Source organism: Singulisphaera sp. GP187, assembly GCF_900129635.1.
Lineage (GTDB): Bacteria > Planctomycetota > Planctomycetia > Isosphaerales > Isosphaeraceae > Singulisphaera.
The window spans coordinates 111733-130305 of sequence record NZ_FSRB01000001.1 but is presented as its reverse complement, the minus strand read 5'-3'; the positions used below and the strand labels follow the sequence as shown (position 1 = coordinate 130305).

General features: G+C 63.2%; 14 protein-coding genes and 4 pseudogenes. 11 read left to right on the top strand and 7 right to left on the bottom strand.

Going from position 1 to position 18573, the window contains the following annotated elements; translation table 11 throughout:
• Positions 1-101: 101 nt before the first annotated feature.
• Positions 102-2009: a serine/threonine-protein kinase gene (locus BUS42_RS00470; RefSeq protein WP_074304439.1), complete on the bottom strand. Its 1908-nt coding sequence runs from the start codon at positions 2007-2009 to the stop codon at positions 102-104.
• On the bottom strand, positions 2006-2584 hold the full coding sequence (locus tag BUS42_RS00465) for an ECF-type sigma factor (RefSeq protein WP_074304438.1): 579 nt from the start codon (positions 2582-2584) through the stop codon (positions 2006-2008). The genes BUS42_RS00470 and BUS42_RS00465 overlap by 4 nt, the downstream gene beginning before the upstream one ends.
• Positions 2585-2958: 374 nt before the next feature.
• Here BUS42_RS00465 and dps point away from each other — a divergent pair, with 374 nt between their 5' ends.
• From dps to BUS42_RS44595, 4 genes and pseudogenes are all read left to right on the top strand, one after another.
• Positions 2959-3441, top strand: coding sequence for a DNA starvation/stationary phase protection protein Dps (gene dps / locus BUS42_RS00460; protein ID WP_074304437.1), 483 nt, complete (start codon positions 2959-2961; stop codon positions 3439-3441).
• 132 nt (positions 3442-3573) lie between these two features.
• Entirely contained in the window at positions 3574-4671 is a 1098-nt protein-coding gene (locus BUS42_RS00455; RefSeq protein ID WP_074310538.1) for a cytochrome-c peroxidase, read from the top strand.
• Between the two features lie 126 nt (positions 4672-4797).
• A pseudogene (locus tag BUS42_RS46235) lies at positions 4798-4914 on the top strand (IS5/IS1182 family transposase); the annotation flags it as partial.
• A pseudogene (locus BUS42_RS44595) lies at positions 4915-5306 on the top strand (IS5 family transposase); the annotation flags it as partial.
• Positions 5307-6038: 732 nt separating this feature from the next.
• Here the strand turns inward: BUS42_RS44595 and BUS42_RS00445 are convergent.
• A complete protein-coding gene (locus tag BUS42_RS00445) occupies positions 6039-7265 on the bottom strand; it encodes an IS4 family transposase (protein WP_074304436.1) in 1227 nt (408 codons plus the stop codon).
• Between the two features lie 182 nt (positions 7266-7447).
• Between BUS42_RS00445 and BUS42_RS44590 the strand changes: the two are divergent.
• A pseudogene (locus BUS42_RS44590) lies at positions 7448-7564 on the top strand (ATP-binding protein); the annotation flags it as partial.
• 211 nt (positions 7565-7775) lie between these two features.
• Here the strand turns inward: BUS42_RS44590 and BUS42_RS00435 are convergent.
• Complete coding sequence (locus tag BUS42_RS00435) at positions 7776-8816, bottom strand: GlxA family transcriptional regulator (RefSeq protein ID WP_083670490.1); 1041 nt, start codon at positions 8814-8816, stop codon at positions 7776-7778.
• 217 nt (positions 8817-9033) lie between these two features.
• Here BUS42_RS00435 and BUS42_RS00430 point away from each other — a divergent pair, with 217 nt between their 5' ends.
• The 3 genes from BUS42_RS00430 (at position 9034) to BUS42_RS00420 (ending at position 12328) form a co-directional block, all read left to right on the top strand.
• Positions 9034-9732 (top strand): DJ-1/PfpI family protein, encoded by a 699-nt coding sequence (locus BUS42_RS00430; RefSeq protein WP_074304434.1) that lies wholly within the window; start codon positions 9034-9036, stop codon positions 9730-9732.
• A gap of 44 nt (positions 9733-9776) precedes the next feature.
• The gene (locus tag BUS42_RS00425) at positions 9777-10523 is read left to right on the top strand and encodes a glucose 1-dehydrogenase (RefSeq protein WP_074304433.1); all 747 of its coding nucleotides are present in this window, start codon (positions 9777-9779) and stop codon (positions 10521-10523) included.
• Positions 10524-10879: 356 nt separating this feature from the next.
• A complete protein-coding gene (locus BUS42_RS00420; protein WP_083670004.1) occupies positions 10880-12328 on the top strand; it encodes a serine hydrolase domain-containing protein in 1449 nt (482 codons plus the stop codon).
• Positions 12329-12506: 178 nt separating this feature from the next.
• Here BUS42_RS00420 and BUS42_RS00415 read toward each other — a convergent pair whose 3' ends face one another.
• Both BUS42_RS00415 and BUS42_RS46230 read right to left on the bottom strand, forming a co-directional pair.
• Entirely contained in the window at positions 12507-13838 is a 1332-nt protein-coding gene (locus BUS42_RS00415) for a carotenoid oxygenase family protein (RefSeq protein WP_074304432.1), read from the bottom strand.
• Between the two features lie 35 nt (positions 13839-13873).
• Positions 13874-14482, bottom strand: a pseudogene (locus BUS42_RS46230) (DUF2239 family protein).
• Positions 14483-15259: 777 nt separating this feature from the next.
• Between BUS42_RS46230 and BUS42_RS00405 the strand changes: the two are divergent.
• From BUS42_RS00405 to BUS42_RS00395, 3 genes are all read left to right on the top strand, one after another.
• Complete coding sequence (locus BUS42_RS00405) at positions 15260-15571, top strand: hypothetical protein (protein WP_074304431.1); 312 nt, start codon at positions 15260-15262, stop codon at positions 15569-15571.
• A complete protein-coding gene (locus tag BUS42_RS44585; protein ID WP_074304430.1) occupies positions 15555-16295 on the top strand; it encodes a hypothetical protein in 741 nt (246 codons plus the stop codon). The genes BUS42_RS00405 and BUS42_RS44585 overlap by 17 nt, the downstream gene beginning before the upstream one ends.
• A 563-nt stretch (positions 16296-16858) precedes the next feature.
• The gene (locus BUS42_RS00395; protein ID WP_074304429.1) at positions 16859-17350 is read left to right on the top strand and encodes a hypothetical protein; all 492 of its coding nucleotides are present in this window, start codon (positions 16859-16861) and stop codon (positions 17348-17350) included.
• A gap of 825 nt (positions 17351-18175) precedes the next feature.
• On the opposite strand, the gene BUS42_RS00385 is transcribed toward BUS42_RS00395, so the two are convergent.
• On the bottom strand, positions 18176-18520 hold the full coding sequence (locus BUS42_RS00385; protein WP_074304428.1) for a cupin domain-containing protein: 345 nt from the start codon (positions 18518-18520) through the stop codon (positions 18176-18178).
• Between the last annotated feature and the right edge of the window lie 53 nt (positions 18521-18573).

Here is an 18573-nt window from a genome sequence, read left to right as displayed (position 1 = left end):
GACCGGGCCCGCAAGCCCCGGCATTCGCTCGAACGGACAGGAGGACAAAAGGCCGCAATTCTTGGACCCAATCGCCTCGTTCTGTCCCAGCCGATCGAAGTTCAACCCGCGGCGGACCCCGTCGGCGCCGGAACTCGGCCGGCGGCCTGGGCTTGCCACCAAGCGGCGGCGTGGTCCTGGCCCCACTCGCCCGCGCAGCGGCACTCGCCCAGGGCGCGCTCCAGGCTCTCGGCATCGGGGAACCGGTCGGCGGGTCTTTTGGCGAGGCACCGCAACACAACGCGTTCGAGGTCGTCGGGGATACCGGCACGGACCTGCGACGGCGGCACCACCGGGTCGCGTGCGTGCGCGATCATCGCCCCGATCCCCCCTCCTTCGTCGAACGGCGGCCGACCGGCCAGAAGGTAGTAGGCGACGACCCCCAGCGAATAGATGTCGCTCCGCTCGTCCAGCTCCCGGCTCCCCGACGCTTGCTCCGGCGACATGAACAACGGCGTACCGAGGATTTGACCCACTTCGCTCAGGTGGGGCGCGTTCCCGGTCGCCGCGGACCGGACCAGGCCGAAGTCGAGCAGCTTGGCCACGTCATGGATTCCCCCGCGGCCGCGCCGGGCGGCGAAGATGTTCGACGGCTTGATGTCGCGGTGTATCAGGCCCAGCGTGTGGGCCTCGCGCAAGGCCTGCGCGACCTGGCGCAACAGCGAAACGGCCCGCCCCGGCGGCAACGGGCCATGGTGCTCGACCAGCTCCGCCAGACTCAGGCCCGGCAGGTATTCCATGACATAGTAGTAGGTCCCGTCCTCGGTCCGGCCATAGTCGTAGATTTCCACGATGTTGGGGTGCGAGAGCGTGGCGGTGAGCCGGACCTCGCGTTCGAATCGCTCCAGGGCCTTCGGGCTCGATTCGGAGCCCGGCCGGATCAGCTTCAAGGCGCAAGGACGCTTCAGGAACTGGTGCTCGGCCAGATAGACTTCCCCCATCCCACCGGCACCAAGGCGCCGCCCGAGGCGATATTGGCCGAGTTGCCGGGCCTCCTTGACCTGCCGTTGCAACCGGGAAATCATGTTGGCCCCGGAGGCGGATCCGGCAGCCAGGATCAGTAGGAACATCGCATCAAAGCCAATGAGCGCAAGCGGGGTGGTGCCATGCTCCAGCCCCATTTGCTCGAGCCAGCCCATCGACTCGGGATGACGGAGATAGAGCGTGAATAACGTCGCGAACGGCAACAAGGCGAGCGGTCCGACGATCAAGGCCGCGCGGGACCAGCTCACCGGGACATAGATTCCATAAGAAAGAATCAGGACGGCAGTGATGAGCACCCGATTCTTCATCACGAGCTGCGTCCGCATTACGAGCCCGCGCTGCGAGAAGTCGAGCATGGTCTGGTATTGAGCGAAGGCGAATCCGACCGCGACCAGCGCAATGATCCCCAGCTCCAACGCCTTGAGCAGCGATGGAGAAAGCGGCTTGGATCCCGAAAGACGGATCGCGATCCCCCCGAGGACTGTGATGACGACGACGTAGGGGATCGCCTGGGTCGGGTCCGGGTCCTTCACGACAACGTATTTCCAAAAAATCATCATCCCGGCAATCATGAGATAGATGATCGTCATTTCACGGAGCCGCTGCCGCGCCAGCGTCTGGGCCCCGGTCGACGGCTGCGGTCCCGTCCTGGCCCAGATCACGGTCTTCGGCGTGAATCCGCCGGCCTCGCCGACCGACGGCATCGCCCTGTCGTGCTCGACCGGCCCCGGCCCGGCCGGGGGACGGCGTTCGCCGCGGGGAGGCCCGTGCTTCGTTCGAGGAGGAGGCGGGACCGGCGTCTCGGGCGGCGCCAGGAACCCATCCTGCTCCGCCCGCGCGTCCTCGTCCAGGAGGCGTCCGACCTCGACCCGCAGGTCATCATCGTCGCCGCAGGCCTCGCGGAGCCAGGTCGCTCGCTCGGCGGGGCCGAGCCGGACCGCGATATCGAACAGATCGTCGATCTGACGCCAGCGTTCCGGTGTCACTGATCCCCCTCTCGGAGCTGGCCGCCGAGCCAGGCTCGTGCCAGTCGCCAGTCTCGCTCCACCGTGACCACCGAGACATCGAGCGCCGCGGCAACCTCGGGCACCGTCAGGCCGCCGAAGTACCGTAACGTCATGACCTGCCCCTGGCGCTCGTTCCACTCGGCCAGCCGGTCGAGAGCCTCGTGAACCGCGACGACATCCAACCCCTGCTCCTCGAAATAGTCCAAGATCAAGTCGAGCGGGATCCGCTGCCGGCCCCCGCCGCGGCGGTCGGCCGCTCTCCGCCGCGCGTGGTCGATGAGGACCTCGCGCATCGCCCGGGCCGCCGCGGCAAACAGAAAGCCCCGATCCGCGGCCTTATCGAAAACCGCGTCGCCCAGCAGCCGAATGACCGCCTCGTGGACCACCGCGGTGGGCGAAAGCGTATGGTCGGACCGCTCCCGACGCATCAGACGCGAGGCAACCTGACGCAACTCATCGTAAATCAAGGCGATGAGCTCACCTCGGGCCTGCTCGTCCCCAGCCCGGGCCAGTCCCAAGATCAGGGTCAAATCTTGCCGCGGCTGCTCCTCCATCTCTCCTCCGTCAGCGGCCCCCCCATACACGGAGTCGGGCGTCCCTTCTTCACAACCTGATGAGCCACACGCAAATCCTGATTTTTTCCCAGTCGTGAATCATACGACAAAACGGCCAGGTGGTGATGCGTCAGGTCGGAAGACCCGGCGACGCACGCGCTCCCCGGAGGAGTTCGGCCATCCGATTCTCGGCCTCGTGGCGGTGCTTCTCACCTCAGGTCGGAGAAATTCCTTGGACATTCAATGAAGGGTTGACCCGACTTTCTCCGCGAGACTGTTGGAGCACCGCTGGACTTCTCCGGGCATGCAATTCCTGGGAAAATCGCTGCCTCGGAGAGTCGGCACACGAATACGATACGATCGGGAGGCCCGCGATGTTCAAGACGAAGAATGACCTGTCCGAGGCTGTCCGCACCAAGGCGATCAAGCTGCTCAACGAACGCCTGGCCGACTGTATCGACCTGCAGACGCAAACCAAGCACGCCCACTGGAATGTCAAGGGACCAAACTTCATCGCGCTCCACGAACTGTTCGACCAGGTCAACGCGGCCGTCGAAGACTATGTGGATGATATCGCCGAACGGGCAGTGCAGCTCGGAGGCGTGGCCGAGGGGACCGCACGGAGCGTGGCGAAGCGAACGACTTTGCCGGAATACCCGGCGGCCGCGGCGGACGGCCGCAGCCACGTCGAGGCCCTCTCTTCGGCCCTGGCCGCCTTCGGCGCCAAGGCACGGAAGGCCATCGACGAGTCCGGTGATCTCGGCGATCTCGACACGGCCGACCTGTTCACCGAGGTCTCACGCGGCATCGACAAGTGGCTCTGGTTCGTCGAGGCCCACTTGCAAGCCGACCGCTGAGTCACCAAATCGGAATGGCGCGGCGTCGCATCGCCTCAGACTCAAGGTACGCGACGCCGTCACCACCAGAGTCGACGAACCTGAACGGCCGATCCACGTCCCTTCTCCCCGATGGTTCTCAAGAGGTCACTCATGAAACCGCTCCCATGGGGTGATTACCCACGCATCTGGATAATTGGACTGGTCGCAGTCGGTCTCCTCGCGCGATCCGCTCCCGCGCAGGACGAGCAGAGTGACGCCGACCTTCTCAAGGAGGCCCGGAGCCACTTCGAGCCACTCCCCAAGGACATGGCGACCGCGGAGTTCCCCGTCAGCCCGGAGCGCGTCCGACTCGGGCGCAAACTGTTCTTCGACCCACGGATTTCCAGCGATGGCGCCGTGAGCTGCTCGCGATGCCATCTCGCCGCGCTCTATGCCACCGACGGACTGCCGAAATCGCTGGGCGTGCACGACCAGACACTTCCCCGCAACGCGCCAACGGTGCTCAACGCCGGCCTTTCCTTCAAGCAGCACTGGGACGGCCGGTTCGCGAACGTCGAGGAGCAGGCGAAGCTGTCCTTGCTCGGGCCAGGCTTCGGCAATCCGGATTACGCGACCGCGATGGCTCGTATACGGGCGATTCCCGGCTACGTCGCCTTGTTTCAGGAATCCTTCCCCGGTGAGCCTGATCCGATCTCGGAGGACCACTGGAGCAAAGCCATCGGCGCCTACGAACGGACGCTCGTCTCGCCGTCCCGGTTCGACGACTATCTCCGAGGCAAGCCCAACGCCCTCTCGACGGCCGAACGGAACGGGTTACGGACGTTCATCGAGACCGGCTGCATCGACTGCCACAAGGGGCCAGGACTCGGCGGACTCGGGTTCCGGAAGTTCGGCGTCGCTTCCGAGTACTGGAAGGCGACCGGCAGTCCCGACATTGACAAAGGCCGCTTTGGCGTGACCAACGATCCTGCCGACTTGTACAAGTTCAAGGTTCCCGTCCTGCGCAATGTCGCGATGACACCCCCCTACTTCCACGACGGCGTGATCAACGACTTGCCGAAGGCCGTTCGCATCATGGCGAAGGTCCAGCTCGACATCGAGCTCTCCGATCCCGAAGTCGAAAGCCTCGTGACCTTTCTCGGAAGCCTGACCGGCACGATCCCCGAATCATTCGAACGTGCCCCGGTACTCCCGGCCGGCGGTTTCCGCCCGAATTCCTCAGCGTCCTCACACGCACGGACAAAATGATTATCTTTGATTCATTGGCTGATCCGACCCGAGCCGGGTAATCGATCAGCCGACTAGGTCGTGTGGACAACAGGTGGGCATTTTCGGTTAACTGGGGTCCTGCTTCGACACCATGGAGGACCCGACATGCGACAGCGCCACGCCATCTCGGACGACGATTGGGCCCGGATCCAGGACTTCCTGCCTGGACAGCCAGGCCAGCATGGCAAGGTCGCCAAGGATAACCGCCTCTTCGTCGACGCCGTCCTCTGGATCGCCAGGACCGGGGCCCCATGGCGGGACCTGCCCGAGCGATTCGGCCACTGAAACTCGACCTGGCGACGCTTTGACCGCTGGTCTCGCAAGGGGATCTGGCAACAGATATTTGAGGCGCTGCAGGACCCCGACCTGGAATGGCTCATCCTGGACTCAACCATCATCCGGGCGCACCCCTGCGCCGCCGGCGCCCCCAAAAAGAGGACGGCACCGGCGGCCAGGCCGAGCAAGCTCTCGGCCGCAGTCGGGGCGGGTTTGGGACAAAGATCCATGGCGCCGTCAGCGGCCTCGGACTGCCCGCCAAGCTGATCCTGACGCCGGGCCAGGCGGCCGACATGTCGCATGCGAAGGCGTTGATCGAGGGATTGCCGATCGAGGTGGCACACGTAAACTCAAACGGCATATTTAACACGGGTCGCACCAAGGTGGCACTCAGCTCCGCGACGCGGTGCGGATCGACCGGCCGTGACCGGACCGATGCCAGTGTCTGACACCGGGCCGCGAGCGGCCTCCGGGCCGAATGGCACAAGGCCAAGAGCGGGCGTACAACGGCTTTCGTCGCAAAAACAGTGTACAGGAGCCTGAAAAGCTCCCGTACGGAATCCTTATCCTCGTATCATTCGTTCCGGCCTCATTTCTCAGCCCCAAGCAATGCCTATCTTGCCCAGACAGCGGGCATATTGACGAATGGCCCCAATAGTGTTCGGCACTCCGTTTGCTGTGGGGGGGGGCGATCCGAGCAACGGCAAGCCGGCAACCCGGGGAACTCCCCCTCAGAGCGTTTCACACGACCCTGTGGGGCGGGCGGGGGACCTGCGGCCCCAGTGGGCACGAGCTTTCGGCTTTGCTGGGGGAGGGACAGGGAGCTCACGCTCCCCACTTGCCTTTCGCACAAGCGAAACCAGCCACCAGGCCAGCGCATGCTCGCCTCCCAGGCGAGCGGGGAGCGTGAGCTCCCTGTCTTCCTGAAGCGAGGAAGCCTGGCCGACACGGCCGCCCCGCAGAGGCGTGCGGGACGTTCTCGGTGACCTGGGGCGAGCCGACGACTCGGGTGAACTACAAACCACCGCGCAGCAGCGAACACCGCGGACTTGGGAGTCGAGCCGCGGGCACTACGTCTCTTCAGATTTTAATTTACTAATATGGTCCAAGAGTTCCTCAAGGCTCGCCCAGCCTGCGAAGTACAGACAGATCATCTCGTAAGACCGGAGCGTCGGCTTGCGGCCCGTCCACAGGCTGATCAGCAGACACGCGATGATCGCGCAGTACGCCTGGATCTCGATCCCCTTGGGATGCGTACTCAGCAGGTGGCGACAGCCGAGCACGTGCTTGAAAAATCTAAAGAAGAGTTCAATTGTCCACCTGTGTCGGTAGATGTCAGCGATCACCTCGGCGGGAACATCCAGGAGGTTCGTGGCGATCCGCAGCACGCCGTCGCTGGGAGGACCGGCCGTGCCCCCTTTGCGGCCCCCACGCTTGGTGTGGGGCGTCGTTTTCACCAGAATCACCCGCACCCGATGGGCCGGCCGCTCGTCGGGCTTCTTGGCGGCGCCGAGGTCCACGATGAAGTCGCGGAGGACGTCGGCAGCCGCGGCTGTCGCCGAGACCGGGCGCTCTTCGATGACCGCATTGAGGTTGCTGTTGTCGCGGATGCGGCAAACATAGCTGCTCCCCGCGGCCACGATGTCGTTCCAGAGGGTGAACTGGGCATACCAACGGTCCAGGACGTAGCAGTGGTCGGACTGCAAGGCGGCGCGGAGTCGGTTCTTCTCGTCGTTATGGCCACTGTTGGCAGCGGCGCTGACCTCGATCCGGGTGGGGACGTGGCGGTCGATGGCGAAGTGGGTGTGGAGTCGCCAGCCGCTGTGAGAGCCGCCGTTCTTGTCGTTCATGAAGGCGGCCTCGGCGATGGTCTTGAGCGTCTTGACCACGCTGCCATCGACGGCCGTCAGGGCATGGGCGAGGTGGCCGCCGCGCACGTCGCGGACGGGCTTCACTTCGGCGGCGAGGGACTCGATGATGCCGCGCAGCCGCTCGGGTTCGAAGACCTCGACGGCCTCGGAGAGCGACCCCAACGAGGCCCGGGCGCAGCCGAGCTTGCGCTGCACGTTGTTGAGTGTGCTCGCCTGTTGCAAGGAGCGCAAGGAACGGAGGACTGGGTTGAAGAGGAAGAGTAAGACGAGCATGCAATACTGATCGTAATGCAGGCTGCGATTACCGGACCTGTCGCGTTGGCAGCCGACATCGTGGAGTTGGTCGAGCAGCGGCAGTAACCGCTCGACGTACTTCAACCCCTGGATATCTCGGGGTTTCAGAGGTTTTGCTGAGCGTTTTGCCATTCCCAAGGCCCTGCCAAAATGACGGCAAGATGCACTTGAGTGGAGAAGGCGCAAATTCTGTGCCGAAAGTCCTTGCGAAATCCCCGTTTTCGGCCCTTGAGGGCAAGATTGGCCTGGGTGGAGATGGCGCAAATTTCGTGCCGAACACTATTGGAATGGCCCCTTTGTTTCCCCCCGAGCGTTGGACGGAAGTGCTGTTGGACGCGAGCTTGACGGCGGCTGCGTTGGATCGCCTGACGCACCGCTGCCACATCGTGGAGACGGGCAGTGAGAGTTATCGGCTCAAGGAGGCAAAGCGTGGTCGCGTCGCTCCGGATGGCTTGAATCGTGACAGGAAGGTGTCGAGCACGAGTCCCGTGAACGAAAGTCGAGTAGCTGAGCTGTCGGCCCTGTGGACGACCCGAGCTCAGACAGGTAACATCTGTTTACTGGGCGATACGCTTTTCAACCGACGTTCACAGGCCATGCCTCGGTGAGCGTAAGGGCCGGGGCGGACGCCACCCCGGCCTTCTATTGCTGCCGAGATGAGTCACCGACGGACATTCGGCGAATACTCTGCGGAGGATGGCCGAAAACCCGCAGGAAAGCTCGCCGCATACGCTCCGGATCGGCGAAGCCGACATCGCGGGCGATGGCCTCGATCGGCTCCGCACCTCGCTCCACTCTCGGGCGGGCCGCCTCTGCCCGGAGGCGTTCCACCGCCTTAGCCGGGGTCTCCCCGGTCTGGGCTAGGAAGACCCGCCCGAACTGGCGGGGACTCAGGCAAGCGACCTCCGCCAGATCCTCGATCGAGAGCGCCTCGGTCAGATGTTCGCGGATATAGGTCAGGGCATCCCGGATGCGGTCCGACTCGGGCTCCATGTCGAGCATGGCCGAGAACTGGGACTGCCCGCCGGGCCGGCGGTGATAGACCACCAGGATCTGTGCTGTCGCGCGAGACACTTCCGCACCGAGGTCTTCCTCGATCATCGCCAGGGCCAGGTCGATCCCGGCGCTGATGCCCGCGGCGGTCCAGATGCCCCCGTCCTTCGTGAAGATGCGGTCCCCCTCCACCCTAACGCGAGGGTAGAGCCGCTGGAGCAGGGTTGCGTACTTCCAGTGCGTCGTGGCGTGCCTGCCGTCGAGCAGCCCCGCCCCGGCCAGGATGAACGCCCCCGTGCAGACGCTCGCCACGCGCCGGGTTCCACCGACGCTCTCGCGGACCGTCCGGTGCAGCAGGGAATTCATGTCCGAGGGGCTCGTGAGCGGCGCGCCACCGACCACGACGAACGTGTCATAGGCCCCCGGCCGGATCGTCCGAGTCGCGATCTCCAGGCCGCATGAGCTGATGATGGGGCCGCCGCTCTGGGAGACGACATGAGGCCGGTAGGGCTCGTCGGCGGCGATCCCTCCGGCCACCTCAAACGCAGCCAGAGGCCCGCCCAGGTCCAGGATCTGGAAGCCGGGGAAGACCATGAACGCGATGTCACGGGTGGACTCCTTGCGGCCTGCGCTTTCATCCGCGCGACCGGATTTCGACGCGGAACTTCGCTTGGTACGGGGCTGGGCCATCAGCGTTTTTCCTCGCAGGCATTTCGAATGCGTCGCGTCCCAATCTAAGGGAAGTATGCCTTTCTCGCCATCCCCGAACCAGATCAACACCATGACCTGAAACGAGGGAAAGTTGTCCTTTACGCCATCGGCGCCTTCTGGGATGTTGGGAACGCGAACGGGGCCTTGAGCGGCCCGCGTCCGACACAAACCTTTGCATCTCCCGGGAGACTTGCCGATGACCAGCATCCTGATCCCCCTCTTCGAGGGCGCGGAGCTCATGGACTTTGCCGCCCCGCACGAATTCTTCACGAATGCCCCCGACCTCCGGCTGATCGTGGCCTCCAGGGGAGGAAAGCCGATCGAGGTCCACGGCCTGACCTTCAGCAACCTCGCCGACCTGGACGTGATCGAGCGCTGCGACGTCATCTGCATCCCAGGCGGCCCCGGGGTCATCGGGGCGATCGAGGACGACGGCTTCATGGCGGCGATCCGCCGCCTGGCGGGGTCGGCAAGCTACCTGACCTCGGTCTGCACCGGGTCGCTGATCCTCGGGGCGGCGGGCCTGCTGGAGGGGCGTCGCGCCGCCTGCCACTGGTCGTGCCGGGACGTACTGGCCGAATTCGGTGCGATCCCCGACGCCGGGCGCGTCGTGCGCGATGGCAACGTGATCACCGGCGGCGGGATCACGGCGGGGGCCGACTTCGCGCTGACCCTGATTGCCGAGTTGCTGGGCGAGGACGTCGCGAAGATGGTCCAGCTCACCGTGGAGTACGCACCGGCCCCGCCGTTCACCTCAGGCACGCCGGAGGAGGCGCCTCCGCACATCCTCGCCGCGGTGAAAGCCCGCCTGGCGGACCTACTCGCGGATCAGCACGAGCGCATCCGCAGGTTCGCATCGCGGACCCGGCAGGAGGCGTCGCTCGGGGCTCGATGACGGGCAGGCCGAATCGATTTCCTTCCTAATCCAAGGAGTTTGACATGAGATTGCAAGGCAAGACGGCGCTGATCACCGGCGGCACGAGCGGCATCGGCCTGGCGACTGCGAAGCTCTTCGCCCGCGAGGGAGCGCGGGTCGCCGTCACCGGGCGCGACAAGGCACGCCTCGAGCAGGTGCGGCAGGAGTTAGGCGACGACGCACTGGTCATCGCCGCGGACGCCCGCTCGATCTCGGACATGAAGGCGGCCGCCACACAAATCGGTGAGGCGTTCGGCGGGCTCGACATTTTCTTTGCCAACGCCGGCGTCGCCAAAGCCTCGCCGCTCGCTGAGACCGACGAGGAGCTCTACGACGCGATGATGGACATCAACGTCAAAGGCGTCTTCTTTTCGATGCAGGCGGTCTCGCCGATCCTGCGTGAGGGGGGCTCGGTCATCCTCAACACGTCCTTCCTCAACACGGTCGGACTCCCCGGGCTCTCTGTTCTGGCCGCGTCGAAGGCGGCGGTGCGATCCCTGGCCCGCTCATGGTCGCGGGAACTTCTGGACCGCAAGATCCGCGTCAACGCGGTGAGCCCGGGGGCTATCGATACGCCCATCCAGGACAAGTTCGGCGGCACGCCGGAGGAGGTACGCGAGAGGAAGGCCAAGTTCGCTACGCAGGTGCCCGTCGGCCGCCTCGGGACGGCGGAGGAGATTGCCGAGGCGACGCTGTTCCTGGCGAGCGACGAATCCCGTTACATCGTCGGCGTCGAGCTCGTCGTCGACGGGGGCATCTCCCAGCTTTAAGCCCTACGAGGTCGTGGCTTGCGAGGCAATGGATAAGCGTGAGTGAACGCAAGAAACACCGAAAGCCGGGTAGGGGTTGCCGACCCGGATTCGGTTGTTGGTGCCTCGCCTGCCGCTCGCGGCGGGTGGTTCTGAAGTGCCTGGCGACTCTTGCCCGTTCCTCCCGATGCCGATGAATCGAATCGAGAGAAGCAGCGTGCCCGCTTGACGGTCGCTGAATCGGGTTAAAATGCACGCCAAGCCCGAATTTCGCGGAATCCGCTCCGAATGGTATTGGGGCAGGCCTCGTCGACAGCAACCTCCTCTCGGCATGAGGGGTCCCTCTACCTCTCGAAACGAATGAATGGGATCTTGCAATGAAATTCCTGATTGGCGTGATTCTCTTCTCCATCGTCTCAGACGCGTCGTTCGCCCGGGCCCAAGACGTGCCTCGGCCCCCCGAGTCGGTCAAGGCCGAGGCGACGACGGGTGCCACATCCGAGGGTATCGACGCCTACGTCCAGCGTGTGATGCAGAAGCGCCATATCCCGGGCGTTTCCGTGGCCGTCGTGCAAGATGGACATGTGGTCCTGGCGAAAGGGTATGGCTTAGCGAATGTGGAACTCGGCGTCCCGGCCACAGAGAACACGGTCTACCAACTCGCCTCGGTCACCAAGACGTTCACCGCGACCGCGATCATGATGCTGGTGAGTGAGGGCAAACTCGCGCTCGACGACGAGATCACGGAGCGACTGACGGATCTGCCGGCGGCCTGGGAAAAGGTGACCGTCCGCCATCTGCTGAGCCACACGTCCGGAATCAAGAGCTATACCTCCGTCCAAGATTTCCACAAGACGGCGCGGAAAGACTACGCTCAGCGCGAGATCCTCGACCTGGTGGCGAAGGAGCCGCTGGAATTCGCGCCGGGCGAGAAGTGGAACTACAGCAATACGGGCTACTTCTTGCTGGGGATGCTCATCGAGAAGGTCACCGGCAAGTCCTACGGCGAGTTCCTGGCGGAGCGCATCTTCAAGCCGCTCGAGATGACGCAGACTCGCGTGAACGAACTCCAAGCGATCATCCCGAACCGTGCGCAGGGCTACCACTGGGATGCCAAGGAACTGAGGAATGGGGATTACGTCAGCCCGACCCAGCCGTTTGCGGCAGGCATGCTCGTTTCAAGCATCAGCGATTTGCTGAAGTGGGACACCGCCCTCAGCAATCATGTCCTGCTCGAGGCGACGAGCCTGGAACCGATGTGGACGCCGACACGACTGAGCAAGGGCGGGGAGCCGGGATACGGTTTTGGCTGGGAGATCGCGAAGGTCAACGGGCATCGACGAATCTCACATGGCGGCGGCATTCCGGGCTTCTCCACGCAACTCTCACGCTTCGTGGACGACAAGTTGACCGTCATCGTCCTGACCAACGCGGACGGGGGCCATTCGGGGGCCCTCGCGCAGGGAATCGCCGGTCGGTTGGTGCCGGCGCTGGCGGCGAAAGCGGAGGAGCCGATCGCGGATCAAGACGAGCCGACCACCAATCGCCTCAAGGGCGTGCTTGAAGGGGCATTGAAGGGGGAACTCGATCCCGAACTCTTCACGGACCAGTCGAAAAAGACGCTTGTTCCACGGATCAAGGAAGATCGAGCGAGGCTTGCTTCGTTCGGCGACCTGAAGAAGTTTCAGCTTCTGGAACGGAAAGAGAGCGATGAAGGCGTACGGTTGCGGTACCGAGCGGTCTTCGAGAACGAGACGCTCAAGATCTCCTTCGCCCTGGAGAAGGCCGGCAAAATCCAGGGCATTGGGCTTCAACCTGAGGATTGACCATTACCCCGGGGCGGTCGGTGGCCAGGCACCTAAAGAGGGTAAGGCGGGGAACCTGGAAAATCCATCGAGGTCGGCGACCAGGCGCCCATCTCCACTGAATTTCCCAGGCCTCGCCACTGAAGTGCCTGGCGACTCTTGCCCTCTCTTGCCCTCTGGTTTCTCCGGGAACGCAACCTTACAACGGACAATTCTGTTTGGACTTACTGTCATCCTGCTCTGCTGACTCCGAGATTGCTGCAACCCAACTCCCGTGGAACCCGAAAGGCACACGTCGTGGCAGTTGCACGACGGCCACCGGATCGCCACCGAACTCGGTCGCATCGAGGACGACTAGGTCGCTCCGATCAAGTTCGCGGTCGTAGCGAAGCGAAAGCACCCACCCGTCGTTCTCAGCGGCATCTGAAGACTTCGGCACGAAAACGGGCTCGCCGGGTATGTAGCGAACCCCGAAGTCCTTCGCGATCGATGTTCCTGTCTCGACATCGTAGCATCGCAGAAGGGAGCTTTGCGGTGGGCTCGCAGGTCCGAAATCGCGAAACTCCACGGCATAGGTGTAGCGATATGGGAGACCGCTGTACCGCTCATCGACGCGTGGGAACTCGACAGGATGGCGGTCGAGCGTCCTCTCCGTAACGACGCCTCGCGTGAGGTCGATCTCCCAGCGATGAAACATTGGTGGATCGGCCGCCATGTCTGCCAGGAAGCGGTCGGTGCGAATCCCGTCCACCACGATGCACCCGTCTCGCTCAAAGGCGTTGGCCGTATGTCCCAATTGGCACGCCGGCACGTCAAACCAGCGCTCCTCGCCGCCTTGACGCGGCACGACGACGATGCGTGTGCCGCGCCCTTCCTGCCAGCGAAACGGCACCTCGCCGCCGCCCCACTCCTTGAACATGAGAGCTGGCGTGTCGAAAAAGACGATGTAATGTTCTGTCATCGCGAAGTCGTGCAGATAGCAAGGGGCGATCATGTCGATGACGCGGCATTCGACGACCTGGCCGGCGAGATCGATGCGGTAGAAGGTCAGATGCGGGCTCGCAAACTGGTAGCCGAAGGCAATGAGCTCGCCCGTGCCGGGATCGATCTTTCCGTGCGCGGTGAAGGCCGTCCTGACACCTCCGAAATCGACCGGGCCGACGGTCTCGAGGTGCCGGTCAAGCTCGATCGGGAGGGCGGATTCGACGAAAGAAAGGATTCGCCCAGCGTGGGCGAAAACGTGGGTATTGGACGAGCCGCCGCCGCGGATCCCGCCGTCTCGTTTGCTTTTGACATACCGGTTGCGATACCAGCGTGCTTCGCCGGCATCGAGCCTGACGCCGTGTACCATGCCGTCTCCGGCGAAAAAGTGAGGCGCTGACCCGATCCTGGGATTGGGCCCGTTCCGCAGGTAGAGGCCCGAGAGTTGGGGGGGAAGTGTGCCGACGACCGGGAGATCGTCCGCCGCGATCTCATCGGGGACCGGAGAAAAATAGTCATCGCTGACGAGCGTCTTGCGATGTGATACCATCACGACATCCTTTCTAAAAATGTGCATTGTTTTATTCAGTTGTTGGCGAGTGGATTCTGCACATCATTGCTGAACGCAAGCCAGGTAGCATGGTCACGCACGGCACTCGGCCATGTAGCGATGAGTTCGTTGAGCTTCGTCCGGTCATTCACAAATAGCGTGGGTCGCTTCTTCAAATCCGGACCGGTCGCCCGCCATTGCTGACATGAAGTGACATGTACACTCTTACGTCTCGCAGGTTCTGTCTTTGTCGGCGTGAGTACGACGGGCTTCCTCGACCAGTTTGCGCAGGGCCACGGACGCGCCGCCTAGTTGTGTTGCCAGCCATTCTCAGTGCTGAGGTAGCAATTTCACTTCGCAGGGAACGCCCCCCAGCTTTGGGCGGCCTCAGCCTCGGGGATCGTCAACAGGAGCTTCTGTGCTGACAGGTTTGGAGGTAGCCAGCCGTGCCACCACTTCTTCGTTCGATCCTCTCGTCTTGATGTCAATTGAGCGACCGGTGGCGTCATCGAAGATCAGAACGGGTAGACTACTCCGCCTTCGATGGCTAGCTTGACCACCAAGGCAACCGCTTGTAGCGGGCCGGACGCGATGCGCCGATGGCCATCGAAGCTTGTGTAGGAGTTGGATTGCACGTCATTCACGTCAGTAGTGGGTTATGATTGTTGTACCGAGCGAATATTACCCGGACACAAATCGCAAGCCAATAAATCCGGGTAAAAACCAGCAGAACGACGTCGGTCGGCATCCAGGCACCTAACGAAGGTAAAATGGGGAACCTGGCTGATGCCCGGTCGATAGCCAGGCACTTAAAGAGGATAAGGCGGGGAATCTGGATAATCCATCAAGGTCGGCGACCAGCGCCCATGCTCACTGAACCGCCCAGACCTCGCCACTGAGGGCCGGGTCGCCCCGGAGGATTGCCCTCCGTACGGGATGACACGGGATGACACGGGATGACACGGGATGACACGGGATGACACGGGATGACACGGGATGACACGGGATGACACGGGATGACACGGGATGACACGGGATGACACGGGATGACAAGGGATGACAAGGGATGACACGGGATGACACGGGATGACACGGGATGACACGGGATGACACGGGATGACACGGGATGACAAGGGATGACAAGGGATGACACGGGATGACACGGGATGACACGGGATGACACGGGATGACACGGGATGACACGGGATGACACGGGATGACACGGGATGACACGGGATGACACGGGATGACAAGGGGATGAGGGGATGAGGGGATGAGGGGATGAGGGGATGAGGGGATGAGGGGATGAGGGGATGAGGGGATGAGGGGATGAGGGGATGGATGACAAGGACATGCGTTGCACTCTGGATCATTGGATCAGAAGATAGTAGATTCATCAGATTCACCCAGGACACCCAACAATGACGATCGCTCGCGCTCATCTCGTCGACCCCGACGTCACACGATGGTATCACTGCGTCACGCGATGCGTCCGACGCGCCTTCCTGCTCAGCGAGGGCGGCTCTGACCGCAAGCAGTGGATCGAAAACCGGCTTCAGGAGTTGACGGACCTCTTCTCCATCGCCGTCGGTGGGTTCGCCGTGCTCGACAACCACCTCCACGTCCTGGTCCGACTCGACCCGCAACGCGCCGGAGCCTGGTCCGACGAGGAGGTCGTCCGTCGCTGGGGGGCGGCTCTTTCCCCCACGCGATCAATTGCGACAGCCACTTGAGGTCTCCCAGGCCTGGGTCGAGGGGCGGCTCAAGGACGAAGGCTGGGTGGCCACTGCACGCCAGCGATTGCAGAGCTTGAGTTGGTTCATGAAGTGCCTCAAGGAACCGCTGGCGCGGCTGGTCAATCGCGAAGAAGGGGCGCGCGGGGCGTTCTTCGAGGGGCGGTATAAAAGCGTGGCGATCCTCGACGAAGAGGCGCTGTTGGCGACTTGCGCGTACATCGACCTGAACCCGGTTGCGGCGGGCCTCGTGGCGGCACCGGAGGCGGGTGAGCACACCTCGATCAAGCAGCGGGTCGAACACGTTGAGGAACAGGGGCGTGTCGAGACGCTCAAGGCCGCCGAATCGGGGAGCGTGACCGCGCAGGCGGTTTCCTCCGGTCAGGAGTCGCTCTGGCTCTGTCCGATCGAGGATCGCCGCGGCTTGGACTCGACGCGCGAGGGGATGGTCGAGGGCTTCACGCTGGGGAACTATCTGTTACTCATCGACTACACGGGTCGGCTGTTCCGGGCAGGCAAGGCGTCGATCTCGGGCGAGCTTGCCGGGGTGTTCGCTCGGCTGGGGAGCGATGGCGAGTCGTGGTCGGCGCGGCTGTTGAAGTTGAGTCGTGGCCGGTTGCTGGGGCGGTACTTCGCCTCGAGCCGGCAGCGGTTGCGTGAGGTGGCCGACCGCCTGGGACTGCACCACCTGGCGAACCTGGGGGGTTGTCCGGCCCGCACGTAAGACCGTGGCAGTTTGCCGGACGAGCCCACATCCATCATGCCTGGTCTCCGGCTCCGATTGGGGTTAATCGGTTCAATCATGGTCCCTCCGTGGTATCGACTGCTGCGCGAGCGCAAGCTGGCCCCGCTTGTCCACAGTGGTTCCCTACGACCTGCGGCCGGCCGCCGGAGTGCGATCCGGCAAAAGGCGGGATCGAGTCGCCGGGACAGTCCAGTCCGCGCGTGAAAATGGGCCGAAAACTCGAGACGAAACGCTCGTTCCGACGATCTAACATCACTCAGGCCGGTAGCACAATGCATGTCCTTGCTATCGGTAGTCGACTACCCATTTTCACTGACGCTCTCAGACGTCCCAACTGGAGTGCATGGCTACCTGGCTCCTTCACCTGGCTCCTTCACCTGGCTCCTTCCGGACCTGCGGTTAGCAGGTGGATCGCCTAGGTGACGGCGTAGGAAACAGGCGAGGAGCGATAGGTTGACGCGGAAGTGGCCTCTTGGCCGGGACGCCCAGCTCTTTGCTCTCATCGGACTGATGCCGTATCATCCGGCAAAAAGGAGTCGCCGATGTTCCGGATATCGCTGCTGCTCTGGATGATCGCCTTCGCCGCCCTGAACCTGACCCTGCTCAGGTCTCTCGAGACTATCATCGGCTTCAGCCCGAGCTTCATCGGGTTGTTCGGGCTAATGCCGCTCTTCGATTTCTTCGCCCTGAGCCTCTATCTCGCACTGACAAGGAAATTCCGCTTCGCTCTGGTTCGGCGGCACGTGCGAAAGCGCTTTGTGGATTCGGCTGCGGTAGTGAGCGGAGCGATCCTGGCTTTGGGAGCGTTGTTGTGCCTATTTTTCCCCGATGCCGTCCTAAAGTTGCTCGAACTGCTGTTTTCACCGCTTCTTCAATCGAGCGAGCTATCGAAATCGCCGCCCGAGATTCGTGGCATTCGCATCGGAGGGCTGCTCGGAGCGATCATGTCCGGGCCGATGATCTGCGTTACGCTCATTTTCAGTTTGATCCACAGCCGGTTCAGGCTCGAAATCACGCGGCGAGGGGAAGAATAAGCAGCCCGACAGCGGCGAAGCGCGTAATGGTCGGGGATATCCCGTGCGAACCCGGAGGGGAACCGACCCGTAGGGGATCGCCATTCCCTGCGTCCAGCCTCACCCCTCCGGCAACAACTCATCCAGTCCAGCCGCCCCGAGCAGCCCGATGATCGCCCGACCCTCCTCCGTGGCCACCACGCCGTTCCCACGGCAGAACAGGAAACCTCCGCCCTGGGCGCGCCGGGACGCACTGGCAATCGGCCATGGCCGCCGCAACGGACGCAACTGGAATGCTCAAAGGCGGGCAAGGCAGGAAACCTGGATTGTCTATCAAGCTCGACAGTCGACCACCCATCTTCACTGAAGTTCCCAGACGTCTCAACTGGAGTGCCTGGCTACCTGGCTCCATGCGGCGGACGGCCGCAGCCACGTCGAGGCCCTCTCTTCGGCGCTGGCCGCCTTCGGCGCCAAGGCACGAAAAGCCATCGACCAGTCCGGTGATCTCGGCGATCTCGACACGGCCGACCTGTTCACCGAGGTCTCACGCGGCATCGACAAGTGGCTCTGGTTCGTCGAGGCCCACATGCAAACCGACCGCTAAACATGTAGCCGCGACATTCTTTTCTATTGTGCGTGAGCCCTGGGTGCCACGTACGTCATTACACCAAATCTCAATCCAAGAGCCCGCCTAACGGCTGGTCCGTCGCGTCCTCCCACTCGGCATCAAAAACCTCTTTCAGCCGAATGAAAACATCAGACTGGCCCGCCACACGAATCTAGATACTCGCATTATAAATACATTTTCAGCTGCGCCGCGACGGCCACGTTTGTCGCTTCACGACGTTACAGCTTCGGGGCCACCCCGGCCCCGTAGTGGATCGCCAACCAGACCGTCGGCTGCGTTGGGTCGGTCCAATCCACGCGATGCCGCTGGCGCGCGGGGATGTTAACGAACGCACCTGGCACCAAGTCGATCGGCGGCTCGCCTTCGAATGTCAAGCGTGCCGCCCCGCTCAGGAGCAGCACCGATTCGTGCGTCTCCTGATCGTACCAAAAGCCCTCGGGAGAGACGTGGCCCCGGGAGACGATCCGCTCGATCCGCAGGCCGGGCGCGTTGAGGAGCGTTTGGAAGAGCTCTTCCGAGAGGTCGGCGGGGATCTCAGAAAACAGGTTAATCCAATCAGCCATCGGTAAACCCTCGGAACCTGATCTCGTGGCGTGCTTGATTCTCGCGATGGAAG

Coding starts and splice junctions, on each gene's coding strand:
- BUS42_RS00465 (WP_074304438.1), bottom strand. CDS start 2,584: ATGGAGGAGCAGCCGCGGCAAGATTTGACCCTGATCTTGGGACTGGCC.
- dps (WP_074304437.1), top strand. CDS start 2,959: ATGTTCAAGACGAAGAATGACCTGTCCGAGGCTGTCCGCACCAAGGCG.
- BUS42_RS00455 (WP_074310538.1), top strand. CDS start 3,574: ATGAAACCGCTCCCATGGGGTGATTACCCACGCATCTGGATAATTGGA.
- BUS42_RS00445 (WP_074304436.1), bottom strand. CDS start 7,265: ATGGCAAAACGCTCAGCAAAACCTCTGAAACCCCGAGATATCCAGGGG.
- BUS42_RS00435 (WP_083670490.1), bottom strand. CDS start 8,816: ATGGCCCAGCCCCGTACCAAGCGAAGTTCCGCGTCGAAATCCGGTCGC.
- BUS42_RS00430 (WP_074304434.1), top strand. CDS start 9,034: ATGACCAGCATCCTGATCCCCCTCTTCGAGGGCGCGGAGCTCATGGAC.
- BUS42_RS00425 (WP_074304433.1), top strand. CDS start 9,777: ATGAGATTGCAAGGCAAGACGGCGCTGATCACCGGCGGCACGAGCGGC.
- BUS42_RS00420 (WP_083670004.1), top strand. CDS start 10,880: ATGAAATTCCTGATTGGCGTGATTCTCTTCTCCATCGTCTCAGACGCG.
- BUS42_RS00415 (WP_074304432.1), bottom strand. CDS start 13,838: ATGGTATCACATCGCAAGACGCTCGTCAGCGATGACTATTTTTCTCCG.
- BUS42_RS00405 (WP_074304431.1), top strand. CDS start 15,260: ATGACGATCGCTCGCGCTCATCTCGTCGACCCCGACGTCACACGATGG.
- BUS42_RS00395 (WP_074304429.1), top strand. CDS start 16,859: ATGTTCCGGATATCGCTGCTGCTCTGGATGATCGCCTTCGCCGCCCTG.
- BUS42_RS00385 (WP_074304428.1), bottom strand. CDS start 18,520: ATGGCTGATTGGATTAACCTGTTTTCTGAGATCCCCGCCGACCTCTCG.